The organism is Streptomyces mutabilis (assembly GCF_046628145.1).
Classification (GTDB): domain Bacteria; phylum Actinomycetota; class Actinomycetes; order Streptomycetales; family Streptomycetaceae; genus Streptomyces; species Streptomyces mutabilis.
In genome coordinates this window covers 200572-213403 of sequence record NZ_CP176874.1, presented here as the reverse complement: position 1 = coordinate 213403, position 12832 = coordinate 200572, and the positions used below count along the sequence as shown (strand labels likewise).

At 70.8% G+C, this 12832-nt stretch carries 12 protein-coding genes; 6 read left to right on the top strand and 6 right to left on the bottom strand.

Features of this window, described 5'->3' with window-relative positions:
* The first annotated feature begins 40 nt into the window (after window positions 1–40).
* Window positions 41–262, top strand: a complete 222-nt coding sequence (locus ACLIN4_RS01060; protein WP_257101444.1) for a hypothetical protein — start codon at window positions 41–43, stop codon at window positions 260–262.
* A gap of 90 nt (window positions 263–352) precedes the next feature.
* On the opposite strand, the gene ACLIN4_RS01055 is transcribed toward ACLIN4_RS01060, so the two are convergent.
* From ACLIN4_RS01055 to manD, 4 genes are all read right to left on the bottom strand, one after another.
* Window positions 353–1387 (bottom strand): L-idonate 5-dehydrogenase, encoded by a 1035-nt coding sequence (locus tag ACLIN4_RS01055; protein ID WP_289909293.1) that lies wholly within the window; start codon window positions 1385–1387, stop codon window positions 353–355.
* A gap of 47 nt (window positions 1388–1434) precedes the next feature.
* Entirely contained in the window at window positions 1435–2835 is a 1401-nt protein-coding gene (locus tag ACLIN4_RS01050) for an MFS transporter (protein WP_411575386.1), read from the bottom strand.
* A gap of 78 nt (window positions 2836–2913) precedes the next feature.
* Window positions 2914–4365: a mannitol dehydrogenase family protein gene (locus tag ACLIN4_RS01045; protein WP_289909292.1), complete on the bottom strand. Its 1452-nt coding sequence runs from the start codon at window positions 4363–4365 to the stop codon at window positions 2914–2916.
* Entirely contained in the window at window positions 4362–5570 is a 1209-nt protein-coding gene (gene manD / locus ACLIN4_RS01040; RefSeq protein WP_289909291.1) for a D-mannonate dehydratase ManD, read from the bottom strand. The genes ACLIN4_RS01045 and manD overlap by 4 nt, the downstream gene beginning before the upstream one ends.
* A 90-nt stretch (window positions 5571–5660) precedes the next feature.
* Here manD and ACLIN4_RS01035 point away from each other — a divergent pair, with 90 nt between their 5' ends.
* The 3 genes from ACLIN4_RS01035 to ACLIN4_RS01025 all read left to right on the top strand — a co-directional run bounded on the left by ACLIN4_RS01035 (window position 5661) and on the right by ACLIN4_RS01025 (window position 7346).
* On the top strand, window positions 5661–6371 hold the full coding sequence (locus ACLIN4_RS01035; protein ID WP_269955905.1) for a GntR family transcriptional regulator: 711 nt from the start codon (window positions 5661–5663) through the stop codon (window positions 6369–6371).
* On the top strand, window positions 6368–6568 hold the full coding sequence (locus tag ACLIN4_RS01030; RefSeq protein ID WP_411575385.1) for a hypothetical protein: 201 nt from the start codon (window positions 6368–6370) through the stop codon (window positions 6566–6568). Before ACLIN4_RS01035 ends, ACLIN4_RS01030 begins: the two co-directional genes overlap by 4 nt.
* A 289-nt stretch (window positions 6569–6857) precedes the next feature.
* On the top strand, window positions 6858–7346 hold the full coding sequence (locus ACLIN4_RS01025; protein ID WP_107476504.1) for a GNAT family N-acetyltransferase: 489 nt from the start codon (window positions 6858–6860) through the stop codon (window positions 7344–7346).
* Between the two features lie 161 nt (window positions 7347–7507).
* On the opposite strand, the gene ACLIN4_RS01020 is transcribed toward ACLIN4_RS01025, so the two are convergent.
* Complete coding sequence (locus ACLIN4_RS01020) at window positions 7508–8524, bottom strand: Lrp/AsnC family transcriptional regulator (protein WP_411575384.1); 1017 nt, start codon at window positions 8522–8524, stop codon at window positions 7508–7510.
* 109 nt (window positions 8525–8633) lie between these two features.
* Between ACLIN4_RS01020 and ACLIN4_RS01015 the strand changes: the two genes are divergently transcribed.
* Both ACLIN4_RS01015 and ACLIN4_RS01010 read left to right on the top strand, forming a co-directional pair.
* The gene (locus tag ACLIN4_RS01015) at window positions 8634–10049 is read left to right on the top strand and encodes an MFS transporter (RefSeq protein ID WP_411575383.1); all 1416 of its coding nucleotides are present in this window, start codon (window positions 8634–8636) and stop codon (window positions 10047–10049) included.
* Entirely contained in the window at window positions 10046–11260 is a 1215-nt protein-coding gene (locus ACLIN4_RS01010; RefSeq protein WP_289909286.1) for an amidohydrolase, read from the top strand. The genes ACLIN4_RS01015 and ACLIN4_RS01010 overlap by 4 nt, the downstream gene beginning before the upstream one ends.
* 71 nt (window positions 11261–11331) lie before the next feature.
* On the opposite strand, the gene ACLIN4_RS01005 is transcribed toward ACLIN4_RS01010, so the two are convergent.
* A complete protein-coding gene (locus ACLIN4_RS01005; protein ID WP_411575382.1) occupies window positions 11332–12819 on the bottom strand; it encodes a carboxylesterase/lipase family protein in 1488 nt (495 codons plus the stop codon).
* Window positions 12820–12832: the final 13 nt, after the last annotated feature.

The window sequence follows — 12832 nt, the reverse complement described above, 5'->3', positions numbered from 1 at the left end:
CGACGGACGCGACAGGCAGGAAGCCCGTGCCCGGGGAACCATGGCGATCTGGCGGTGGGCCAGGTGGGCGGCGCTCTTCCTCGCTGCCGGCTGGGCGCTGAACTCGGTCGTCGGGCTGGTGGAGGGCGCGCGGGCACAGGAGTTGTGGTGGCCTCTGCTCAGTACCGCCATCTGGGTGGGGGTGACCGTGAACGGCTTCGTGACCTACCGCCGGATCAGGACCACGACACTGCCGGCCATCACGGGACGGCCATCCACCTGACTGCTCCTCCCCGGCCACGAGGTTCATCCACACCGTACGAGGAACTTCACTCCTTCACGCGACAGGGCGCAGCCTCTTCACCGATCCGTGTCACGAATCGGTGGTGAGACGCAGCATGACCTTGCTGCTCCCGCTTTCCGGGTCGGCGGCGACGGCGAGTGCCTCCTCTGCTCGGTCCAGCGGGAAGCGATGGGTGATCAGGGGGGACACGTCCAGACCGTCCGCCAGTGCGCGCAGCGCGTCGTCGATCTCATCGACGAAACGGTACGAGCCGATCCAAGTGATCTCCCGGGTCACCAGGTCGCCGAGCGCGGCAGCCGCGGGGGTGCCGGGCAGATTGCCCACCTGGACGAGCGTGCCTCCTCGGGCGGTGGCGCGCAGCACCGGTCCGAGCGCGGCCGGGGCACCGGACGCCTCGAAGGCTACGTCCACGTCCTCGGGCAATCCGTCACCGACGGAGATGTCGCACGTTTCGTCGGCGCCCATGGCGCGGGCGACGGCGAGGGAGGACGAAGCCAGATCGGCGGCGACGACCCGGCCCGCCCCGCGGTACCGTGCGGCGGCGACCACCAGGGAGCCGATCGGGCCGCAGCCGTTGACCAGGACTGTACGGCCGCGCAGGTCGGGAACTCGGCCGACGGCGTGCAGCGCGACGGCCAACGGTTCGGCCAGAGCACCCTGTTCGGTGCTGACGCCGTCCGGCAGTGGACGGATCTGGGCCGCGGGGACCGCCCGGTACTCGCTGAACCCGCCGTCGGTGTGCGGGACGAAGGCCGCCGAGCCGAAGTAGCGGACGTGCGGGTAGAGGTTGGTGCGTCCGGCGATCCGTTCGGGAAGGACACCGTCGCCGACCAGCCGGGCCGGGTGCACGGTGACCGGTTGGCCTTCGCGGAGGCCGGTGACATCGCTGCCGAGCGCAGCGACCCGGCCCGCGAATTCGTGGCCGAGCACGAGAGGGTGTGTGAGCGAAGCCGTGCCGGACGCGCCCTTCTTCCAGTAGGAGATGTCGGAGCCGCAGATGCCGCCCCATTCCAGGGCCAGCAGTACCTCGCCCGCCTCCGGCACCGGCCGGGCACGTTCGTCGATGCGCACGTCGCCGGGGCCGTGTACCACGACTGCCTTCATCCGGTCCTCTCCGGCGGTTGAGGGTGAGGGGTTTTCGGTGGTCGTCCTCATACGGCGTCCTCCAGCCGGACAAGGTCGCGTCCGCGAGTCTCGGGTGCGAGGTACGCGCTGACGAAGGTGATGAGCGAGTAGACGATCAGCATCGCCGCGATGGGCCACCAACTGCCGGTGACAGCCGTAAGAGTGGCCGCGAGGACCGGGCCGATCGCGGTGGCGAGGATGCCGCCGAGTTCCTTGGCGAGCGCGAGCGCGAGCTGCGTGAAGCGGGTGCGGGAGCCGAAGAGTTCGGCCATCGTGACGCTTTCGAGTGAGAACAGGCCGAGGACGCCGACGTTGAGCCCGAGGGCCATACCGATCATCACGCCCGGGGTCGAGCCGGAGGTGATGAGGAGCATCACCGGAAAGGCGAGGACGGTGGTCAGGGACGAGAGGGTGAGGTAGACGGCTCGGCGTCCGAAGCGGTCGCCGAGCAGGCCGATCACCGGCACGGTGGCGAATCCCGCCAGCGAGCCGTACACGATCGCGTCCGTCGGGACCGACCGGCCGACCGCCAGGTTGGTGGCGATGTAGCCGACCAGGAACGTCTGGATCAGACCGGAGTTGCCCGCCTGGCCGAAGCGCAGCCCCAGTGCGAGGAAGAACGCCTTGCCCTTGCGCTGGCGGATGCCGGCTGCCAGGACACTGCCCTCGTGGCTGTCGGCCGTGGCGATCGCGGATTCGACCTCGTCGCGGGCAAGTGCCACGCCGTCTACGACGTCGGGGCGTTGCTCGAAGACCGGGCTTTCCTTGAGACTGCGGCGCAGCCACACGGCGAAGATCATCAACGCGAAGCTGAGCAGGAAGGGCAGTCGCCAGCCCCAGGAGAGCAGCTGGTCCTCGCTGAGCACGGCGAGCAGAACGGCCCACAGGGCGGAGGCGGCGAGTGTCCCGGAGTTCGTGCCGAGCGATACCAGCGAGGAGATGAGGCCGCGCCTCCGCACGGGCGCGTACTCGGTCAGCATCACGGTGGCCCCGGCGATCTCGGCTCCTGCGCCGAAGCCCTGCACCAGGCGCAGTACGACGAGAAGCACCGGTGCGAGGATGCCGATCGTGGCATAGGTGGGAAGGACCCCGATGAGGGTGGTGGATGCGCCCATCAGCAGGATCGTGAGGTAGAGGACCTTCTTGCGGCCGATCCGGTCGCCCATCCGCCCGAAGTAGACGGCGCCGGCGAGCCGGGCGACGTACCCGACCCCGTAGGTGGCCATCGCGGCGATCAGTCCGATGGCTGGGCTGACGTCCGGGAAGAAGATCTTGTTGAAGACGATCGCGGCAGCCAGCGAGTAGAGCTGGAAATCCATGAACTCCATGGCGGTGCCGAGCCAGCCCGAGACAGCGGCCCGGGTGAGATCGCGTGTGGTGCGCTGTGCGGATGGCGTCTGCTGAGCGGCTATGACGCTGTCCTTCATCGTGAACTCCGTTGTTCGGGGAATCGAAGTGAGGCTCAGACGCGGGGGACTGAGAGGAGGGCGGCGGTCACCGAGGGGTCAGAACTCGACGACTCCGGTACGCAGGGCGGGGAGCCGGTTCGCCACGGCGGCGGTGAGCCTGTCGTCGTCGGCCAGGTCCGCCGCGCCGAGCACGCGCAGCAGCGCGCGTACGGTGGTGGCGGGGCGGGTCGCGGGCCGCCAGCAGGCGGCGAGCGCCTCGGTGGCGGGATCAGCGGGTGCGTCGGCCGTGTTGGTGCTGTGCGCCCAGGCGGCGAGGGCCAGTTCGAGGACCGGGGTGCTCGTGCCGCGTGCCCGCAGTTCGCGCAGGGCGGGCAGCCAGCGTTCCGTGATCTTCAGCGATCCGTCGGAGGCGATCTGCCGCAGCCGGTGGTGCATGGACGGGTTGCGGAAGCGTACGACGAGGTCGTCGGCGTACGCGGCCGGATCGGGGCCGCCGGCCGGGAGGGTGGGGGCGATCTCCGCGCACAGCGCCCGTACGAGGCGCTCACCCCATCCGGTCGCCATGGTCTCGGCGATGGTGGTGAGTCCCGCGGCCGTACCGAGGTAGGCGAGCGCCGAGTGGGAGCCGTTGAGCAGCCGCAGCTTGGTGAGCTGGTAGGGCGTGACGTCCGGGACGAACAGGGCACCGTCCAGTTCCCAGCGTGGCCGGGGTGCGACGAAGGAGTCCTCCAGCACCCACTGCCGGTACGGCTCACCGGTCACGGGGAGGGCGTCGCGCACCCCGAGTGCGGCGTCGGCCGCCGCCCGCCCGGCCTCGCTCGTCGCGGGAACGATCCGGTCCACGACCGTCGCGGGGAAGGAGACGGACTCCGTCATCCGGTCCAGGATCCGCGCGCGGTCCGGCCAGGCCGAGGCACGGACGAAATCGTGGACCACACGGCCCAGCACCGCCCCGTTGTCCGCCATGTTGTCGCAGGACACGACGCTGACCGGGGGCGCGCCCGCGCGCATCCGCGCGGCCAACGCGGCGGCCAGTCGTCCGACCACCGTCGTGAGCTGTCCGTCGGAGGACGCGGCGAGGTCGGCGGCGACCGGCCCGGCCAGGGTGTCGAGCCCGCCCGTCGACGCGGAGCGGTGGTAGCCCTTCTCGGTGACCGTCAGGGTCACCACCGTCACCTCGGGGTCGGTGAGCAGAGCGTCGACGGCAGCGGCCTCGGGCCCCATGGCGAGTGCGCCGACGACGGCACCGACGACGCGCGTGCGGTGTCCGTCCGGGTGGTGTTCGGTGAGTGAGTACAGGCAGTCCTGGCTCCGCAGCTCGCGTACGGTTCCGGTCGACCGGGGGGCTACCGCGGTGATGCCCCAGGGCTCGCCGGAGCGGGCGGCAGCGTGCTCGGTGAACACGGCCTGGTGCGCCCGGTGGAAGGCGCCGAGACCGAAGTGAACGATGCGGGTGCGCAGTTCGGCGGGATCGACCACGGGTCGCAGCTCGGGTGCGAGCCGGGGGAGTACCGCGCGGTCCAGCCGGGGGAGGGCGTCGGTGCTCACCAGTCGTGCACCGACCCGTCGAGACGACGGGCCACCGGGAGGTAACGCCGTTGGTAGGGGAAGCGTTCCGCGGCCTTCTCGTCGTACTCGACGCCGAGGCCGGGTTCGTCGGAGGGGTGCAGCATGCCGTTGGCGAAGGTCACCCCCGTGCGGAACACCTCGGCGGTCTCGTCGGGGTGGCCCATGTATTCCTGGATGCCGAAGTTCGGCACGGCGATGTCGACGTGGACGGCGGCCGCCATGCTGACGGGGGAGAGGTCGGTCGCCCCGTGTGACCCGGTCCGCACCTGGTAGAGCGCGGCGAGGTCGAAGATCCGTCGCAGATGGGTGATGCCGCCCGCGTGGACGACGGTGGTGCGGACGTAGTCGATGAGCTGTTCCGTGATCAGGTGCTGGACGTCCCAGATCGAGTTCATCACCTCGCCGACCGCGACCGGTGTCGTGGTGTGCCGGCGGATGAGCCGGAACGACTCCTGGTTCTCGGCCGGGGTCGGGTCCTCCATCCAGAACAGCCGGCAGCCCTCGACGCTCTTCCCGAACCGGGCAGCCTCGATCGGGGTCAGCCGGTGGTGCACGTCGTGCAGGAGGTGGAAGCCGAAGCCGAAGCGTTCCCGCACTGCCTCCAGGTAGGTGGGCGCGAACCCCAGGTAGGCCTCGGTGTCCCAGGGCTGTTCGTCGGGCAGTTCGGTCGCGGCCGGCTCGTAGACCTTTCCCTTGCGCACCCCGTACGTGCCGCCGACATCGGGTACGGCGGCCTGGGCCCGTACAGCCTTGTAACCCAGCTCCAGACAGCGCTCGACGTCGTCCAGCAGACAGGGGATGTCGGTGCCGCTGGCGTGCGAATAGACCAGCACGCCGTCACGGGACCGGCCGCCGAGGAGCTGGTGGACGGGCATCCCCGCCGTCTTGCCCTTGATGTCCCACAACGCGGTGTCGACGGCGGCGATCGCGGTCATGGTGACCGGCCCGCGCCGCCAGTAGGCACCCTTGTAGAGGTACTGCCACATGTCCTCGATCCGGGCGGGGTCCCTGCCGATCAGCAGTGGTGCCACGTGGTCGCGCAGGTAGCTCGCGACCGCCAGCTCACGACCGTTGAGGGTGGCGTCACCGAGCCCCGTCACTCCGTCCGAGGTGGTGATACGCAGGGTGACGAAGGTACGGCCGGGCGAGGCCACGAACACTTCGACGCGTTCGATCTTGCTCACAGGTGCTCCTTGGTCGCGAAGTGCTTGTATACAAGCACCTGTCGTCGAGTGAGGCAATACTTGTGCCGTCGTCCTACGTACGATGTGCACATGCCTCAGAAGAACGGGCGGACGAGTCGGCGCGACATCTACCTGAAGTTGCGCCAGATGGTCCTGACCCTCGAACTCGCTCCGGGCGCGGCCCTCTCGGAGAACGAACTCGCCGCGTCACTGGGCGTCAGCCGCACGCCCGTGCGGGAGAGTCTGATCCTGCTGGCCCAGGAGGGCCTCGTACAGGTCTTCCCGAAGATCGGGTCGTTCGTGTCGCGGGTTGATCCGGCGCAGGTCGCCGACGCGCAGTTCCTCCGGGAGGCGGTGGAACTCGCCTCGCTCCACGCCCTTCCCGAACATCTCGACCCGGCGATCGTCGAGGACCTGCGAGTCAACCTGGACCGCCAGAAGCGCGCGGACCTCGGCCTCGAGGAGTTCTTCGAACTGGACGAGGCGTTCCACCAGAACCTGATGCGGCTGAGCGGACACGGCAACGTCTGGACCACCGTCGCCGCAGCCAAGGGCCACCTCGACCGAGCCCGGCGCCTCGGCCTGCACGAGAACGCGTCCCCGGCCGCGTTCGCCGCCCAGCACCACGAGATCTTCGAGGCGATCGTCGGCGGCGACGTCCCGCTCGCCCACACGGCCATGCGTACCCACCTGCGGGCCGTCTTCAGCGACATCGAACGCATCCGCGCACACTCGCCCGAACTCTTCGCCACCGACGCGTCGACGGTGCCCGTACGACGCAACGTCGTGGTGTGGGAGTGACCTCGCCGGCGGACGAGACATCGTCGGACGGTGGACTCGCACACGTTGCTGCCACCGGCCATGTCGGACAGGCGCTGTGCCCGTCGGCCGCCCGTGGCACCGTGGTCACGTTCGTGCTGCACCATTCCGGTGCCGCGTTCGTCGGGCTCGCCCCGGCCGATTCCAGTCAGCAGGTCGGTGGGGTGTCGCCGTTCTGATCGGCCGGGTGAAGCAGTCAGGTGTCCCGGACCATGCGACGGGGCCGTCACATCGCGCGTGACGTGGTTGAGCGGCGCCTCGCTCAGCGGGACGCGGGGGCGGGGCAGGAACCTCGCCGAGCAGCCGCCCGTCCGACGCATCGGCACGGGCGGAAGCGTGATGCGTCCTCCGGTAGTCGCGGAGACGTACGCGAGTGGGCCGGGGCCGTGGACTGCCGGGAGCACGGACGGAAAAGGCGTTGCATCCCCTGTGACGGGAATGGACGCTGGGTGGTCGGAGGCGGTGAGGATGACCAACGTCATGGTGAAGCTGGCAGTACGCGATTTCGTGCATGCGGACCTCGCGTCGTGCGGGTGGTCGGGCTCCGAACTCCACTTGGCCGACGTCGCGACACAGTTGGAACGTGGCCGGCTCGGCGAGGTCGACTATCTTGCGGTCTGCTCTGCAACGGACGTTCCCGTTGCGAAGGGTGGCGTCGACTACCGAGTCAAGGAGGGCGTTGGCACTCTGTGGCAGCTGGCTGTCCATCCGGCATTGCAGTCGTGCGGGATCGGCACCTTCCTCGTCGAGGCCGCAGAGCTTCGGATCAGGAACCGCGGTCTGCGGCACGCCGAACTCGGCGTGGAGGAGAGCAACCCCCGGGCGCGGGCGTTGTACGAACGACTGGGCTATGTCGCGTACGACCGTCAGCCTGACTCGTGGGACGAGCAAGCGCCGGACGGATCGCTGCGCCGCTACGAAACGATGTGCACGTTGATGCGTAAGGAACTCTCGTAGGTTCGGCCACGTTCAGGGGATCGGTTGAGGCACCTGAGGTTCTGCGTCGGCAGCAGCCGTAGGGCCATCACGGTGCCGCGGGCCCATCTTGTGCCGCGCGTCCCGGACGCTGGACGAACCGGCGAAGGCCGGCTGACCTGCGGCTCGCCGGCACGCCTGTGTCACCAGGGCCGGATCGGCCGGATGCCTGTGCGTCGCCCGGCACCGTCCAGCAGGTGTCCCATCCGTTTCACGGTGCGCGTGCCGAGGGCCCGCTCGGTGATGTGGAGGGCAGGCAGGTGGGCGCAGGCCGCCGTTTCGCGTTGCTGGACCGCGCCGATGTCGCGGAGCCAGTACGTGGCGAGCACGTTGGCGGCTCCGGTGACGGCTGCCAGCAGCCGGCACTCGGGGAGTGTCGCGAGTGTGCGGTGCAGGCGATTGACGTCGTTGGCCGGGGCGTGGCCGCGGAAGGTGACGGACACGGGCAGCCCTGAGACCGCCGGAGCCACGTCGCAGCGGAACGCCGTGACGCCGGCGGTGGTGAGGCGGTTCAGCCGTCTGCGCGCGGTGGCGGCGCTCGTCCCGGTGAGGTCGGCCAGTTCGGTGAGTCGCGTCCGCCCGTCCCGCACCAGCGCGTCGAGCAGGGCGCGGTCGAGTGCGCTCAGGTCGGTGAGGGGTGTCCCCGCCCCGTCGACGGTGCGCGGCCGGCCGAGCACGGAGAGCTGGGAGGCGTCGAGTGAGCCGAGACGCCAGCGCGAGCCCTCGGCGTACAGGGAGGTGGCGAACACGCACTCCATGTCGAGGACGTCGGGAAGAGCGGCCAGTTCCTCGTCCACGAAGCGGTGCATGGTCCCGAGGTCGGGTGCCAGCACGTCCAGCATGAGGTCGGCGCGTCCCGGGGCGAGCAGTTCGACCGTCACCGCCTCCGGCAGTTCCGCGACGTGCGCGGCCAGGCGCTCCCGGGCCGCCGGGGCGCAGCGAAGGAAGACGAAGGCGGTGCAGCCGCTGTGGGCGAACGCGGGCCCGGGGACCGCCGACACCCAGGCCAGTCCCTCCTCGGTGAGCCGCTCCCAGCGGCGGGCCAGGGTCACGGCGGTCGCGCCGAGCAGGGGAGCCAGGTCGGTCCAGGAGGCGCGGGGCCGGACCTGAAGGGCGTGCACGAGCGCGAGATCCAGCTCGCTCGCCGTGACCGGATCCAACACCGCACCCCCCGTCTCTGCCGATTCTCTTCGTTTTCCCACCCAGTCGGATCAGCGGTCGCACTCTAGCCACCAGCCGCATTCCAGCCAAGGGAAAGAGGGTGAGGCCATGACGAACGCCATCAGCCGGGGCCGGGGACTGATCGCGGTGATGATCCTGATCGTGGTCTGCAGTGGTGTCGTCCAGGGGTACCTCACACCGCTGCTGCCGGTCGTCGGCGCTCACGTCGGTATCGGCGGTGTGGGCCAGAACAATCTGTATCTGTTGTCGCAGATCGCCTTCACCGTGCTGACGCCGCTGCTGTCCCGCTGGGGCGACATGTGGGGGCACCGGCGGCTGCTGCTCGTCGCCGTGACGATGGTCGCCACCGGATCGCTGCTCATCGCCGCACGGCCCACCCCCGCCACGCTCGCGGTGGGCATGGTGCTGCAGAGTGCCGTGGTCGGCTTCTTCCCGCTGCTCGCCGGCATCCTTCGATCACGCTCCCCCGAACACGGCCGGATCGGCATGTCGGTGCTGGTCGGCGCGCTGCTCCTGTCCATCGGCGCCGGTGGCTTCGTGGCCGGCACGCTCAGCGACGAACACGCCCTCGCCGGGCTGTGGACCGCGGTCCCCTTCGCCGCCCTGGCGGTTGCCGCCGCGATCGCTCTGCCGACCAGTACGGCCCCGCGCGCGGGCCGCTTCAACCTGCCCGCCGCACTGCTGCTGACGTGCGGACTCGGCGTACTGATGTGGGGCCTGACCGAGGGCGGGTCTTGGGGCTGGACGTCCGCCTCGTCCCTGCTTACGGCCGTGGCGGCGGCGGTGCTGCTGACCGCCTGGGTACTGGTCGAACAGCGCTCGCCGCATCCGCTGGTCAACCTGAGGATGCTGCGCGACCCCCGGCTCGCGGCGGTCAGCGGGCACACCTTCTGCATCGCCTTCGGCGCGATCGGGTTCCTCGGAGCCAACGCGGTCTACCTCGGTACCGAGCCGGACGGCGACGGATTCGGGCTCGGCCTCGGCTCCCGAGCCATCTCCCTGATCTCTCTGGCCATGGTCGCCGTCGGCTTCCTCGGCTCCACGCTGACGCCCTGGCTGGCCCGGCTGATCGGTGACCGGGCCGTGCTCGCGGCTGGCGGGTGCGCGGGTGCGGCCGGCTTCCTGAGCCTGGTCCTCTTCCACTCGTCCGTGCCCCAGTACCTCGCGGGCGCCCTCATCGTCGGCCTGGCCACCGGGATGTTCGAAGCAGCCACCCGGACGCTGTCGGTCGAGGTGGTCGACGAGGCCGAGACCGCGTTGTCCGTCGGCGTCAACGAGATGGCGCTCTCCCTCGGCGCCGCGATCGGCGCTGCCGTGATCGGCGCCCTGTGGTCCTCCCACACCACCACCCAGGGAGCCGTCACCGGCACCGGCTACCGGTGGGCGTGGACCGCGTGCGCGGCGGCCGCGCTCGGCGGAGCCGCGGTCGCCCTCTTCTTCCGCTCGCCGTCCACCGCCCCCGGACCCGAAGCCGCCCCCACCCCTGCCGGGAGGACCGCATGACCAGCCCCGCCGCGACCACCAGGGAACGCGCCCGCACCGTCGCCACCGACGCCGTACGCGCCCACGCACGCGACCTCGTCGACCTGAGCCACAGCCTGCACGCCGAACCGGAGACGGCGATGCGCGAACACAAGTCGGCCGCCAAGATCGCCCTCCTCGCCGAGGACGCCGGCTTCGACGTCGCACGCGGGGTCGCCGGCCTGCCGACCGCCTTCGTCGCCACCCACGGCAGCGGGGAACTCGTGGTGGCCCTGTGCGCCGAGTACGACGCGCTGCCCGGCATCGGCCACGCCTGCGGGCACAACGTCAACGGCGCCGCCTCGGTCGGCGCCGCCCTCGGCCTTGCCGCCGTCGCCGAGCGACTCGGTATCACCGTCAAGCTCATCGGCACCCCCGCGGAGGAGGACATCGGCGGCAAGACGCTGCTGCTGGACGCAGGCGTCTTCGACGACGTGGCCGCCGCCTTCATGGTGCACGCCGCACCGGAGGACTCCGTCGGCGCGTCCTCCCTGGCCGTCGGAGCATGGGACGTCTCCTACACGGGCAAGTCGGCGCATGCCGCACTGGCGCCCTGGGAAGGCGTCAACGCCCTGGACGCGATCACTCTGGCCCACACCGCGGTCGGCCTGCTGCGCCAGCAACTGCCCCCGGGCACCCTGGTCCACGACGTCGTCTTCGAGGCCGGCCACGCGGTCAACGTCATCCCCGGGACCGCCCGAGCCCGCTACGAACTGCGCGCCCGCACCACGGAGGACCTGGCCCGCGCCCGCCACCGGGTCCGGGCATGCCTGGAGGCCGCGGCCCTGGCCACCGGCGCGGAGCTGGACCTCACCGAGCACGGTGCCGACTTCGCGGACCTGCGACAGGACGAATTCCTCACCGCCGCGTACACCCGCGCGGCGCGGTCCCTGGGCCGCGACCCCGTGGACCGCCGAGGCGAGGTCATGGCCTCCACCGACATGGGGAACGTCTCCCACGTCCTGCCCGCACTCCATCCCACCATCGGCTACGACACCGAGGGCGCCCGGCATCACACCGCACCCTTCGCCCGGTACGGGAACTCGCCGGGAGCCGATCGCGCCGTGCTCGACGGCGCGATCGCCCTTGCCCACGTCGGCGTCGAGCTTGCGACGGACACGGCACAGCGCAGACGCTGTCTGGACCTGCTCACCGCGCGCCGACCGGCGAGCGACGGCGCCTCCCGTGTGTGATCAGCCGCATCTACGGCGGTAACGTTCCGAAGAAGGAGCTGAGACGATCGGACCGAGTCCGGCCATGAGCGTCAGCCCGCGGACGGACCCGGTTCGGGTCGCTGCCCCTGGACGGTCTCCCACTCCTCTGCGATGCGCATGAGCGGCCCGTCCCCACGCTCGTACGCGGCCCAGCCCGGTTCTCCTGTCTTGGCGAAGGCGATCCATGCCGCGTGTGTACGGGCGGCGAGTCCGGCCGGCGGTGTCCCGATACCGAGCAGGGCATCGGCACCGAGCAGACCGGGCTGGTCGGTCACATCGAAGACGAAGGGCAGCTCTACGGTGTGCGCCGCACCCAGTTCACCGCCCAGAGCGGGAGAACGCCAGGCGAACTCGTAGCGGAAGGTGCGGGAGCCCGGGTGTGCGGCATGAGCGTCGGCGAGGTCGCGGCTGCCGGCGACGAACAGAGCCTCGGCGAGGAGGGCGGAGCGCAGTTCACCGGCCGTGGCTCCCGGACGGCTGCGGCACAAGGATGCGACATACCGTGCGGGGTCGGGGCGGAACAGGGCGGCGGCGGCCTCCACGTCGGCCGTCGTCGACGTGGAGAGCGTGCCGAACGGGGCCAGGTAGAGATTGCCCTCGTCGGCGTTCGTGCCGATCAGCAGGTCCACGTTCGCGCCCTGCCCGCCGGCGACGGCGTCGGCGGGCTGACGGTCGAGCACCACGCTGAACGGGCTGAGCCCCATGAGCGGATCTCCCGCGGTCGCCGTGCGCAAGTCGATCCCCGACAGGCCGGGCACGACCTCGACGAGCCGATCGTCGGTGATCCCCGCGAACGCCTCGGCGTGCGGTGCGACACCCAGCTTCACGGCCGCGCCGGCCGTCACCCGCGCCGCCTGCTCGGGGGTGAACGCCCCCCGTCCGTTGCCGCTCTGGACGACAGCGCGCCTGAGGAGTCCCTCGGACGCGGGATCGGCCAGGACGGCACCGGTGATGGTGGCACCGGCCGACTGCCCGAACAGCGTGACGTTCCCGGGATCCCCGCCGAAGGCGGCGATGTTCTCCCGCACCCAGCGCAAGGCTTGGAGAACGTCGAGCAGGCCCCGGTTGCGGGGAGCTCCGGGCAGGTCGAGAAACCCGGGGACACCGAGTCGGTAGTTCACGGTGACGAGCACGACGCCGTCACGGGCGAACCGGCTGCCGTCGTACAGTGACGACCGGTTGGAACCGGCGACGAAGCCGCCGCCGTGCACGAACACCATGACCGGCGCACCGGGCCGCGTGGTCCGGGGCGTCCAGACGTTGACGGTGAGGTAGTCCGGCCCTCGCACCCATCCGGACCCGAAGTAGGCCGTCATCTCCAGTGCGCCGAGGCGGCGTGGCGCCTGCGGCGCGGTCGGCCCCCATTCCGTGGCGTCCAGGACCCCCTCCCACGGATCGTGCGGTCGCGGGGCCGCGAAACGTGCCGCGCCGACGGGAGGCGCGGCGTAGGGAACACCGAGGAACACGCGGTGGTCCTCGCTCTGGCTGCCGCGGACCGCGCCCTGCGCGGTCCGGACGACGGGATTGCGGTCGGTCAACGGACTTTCCTTG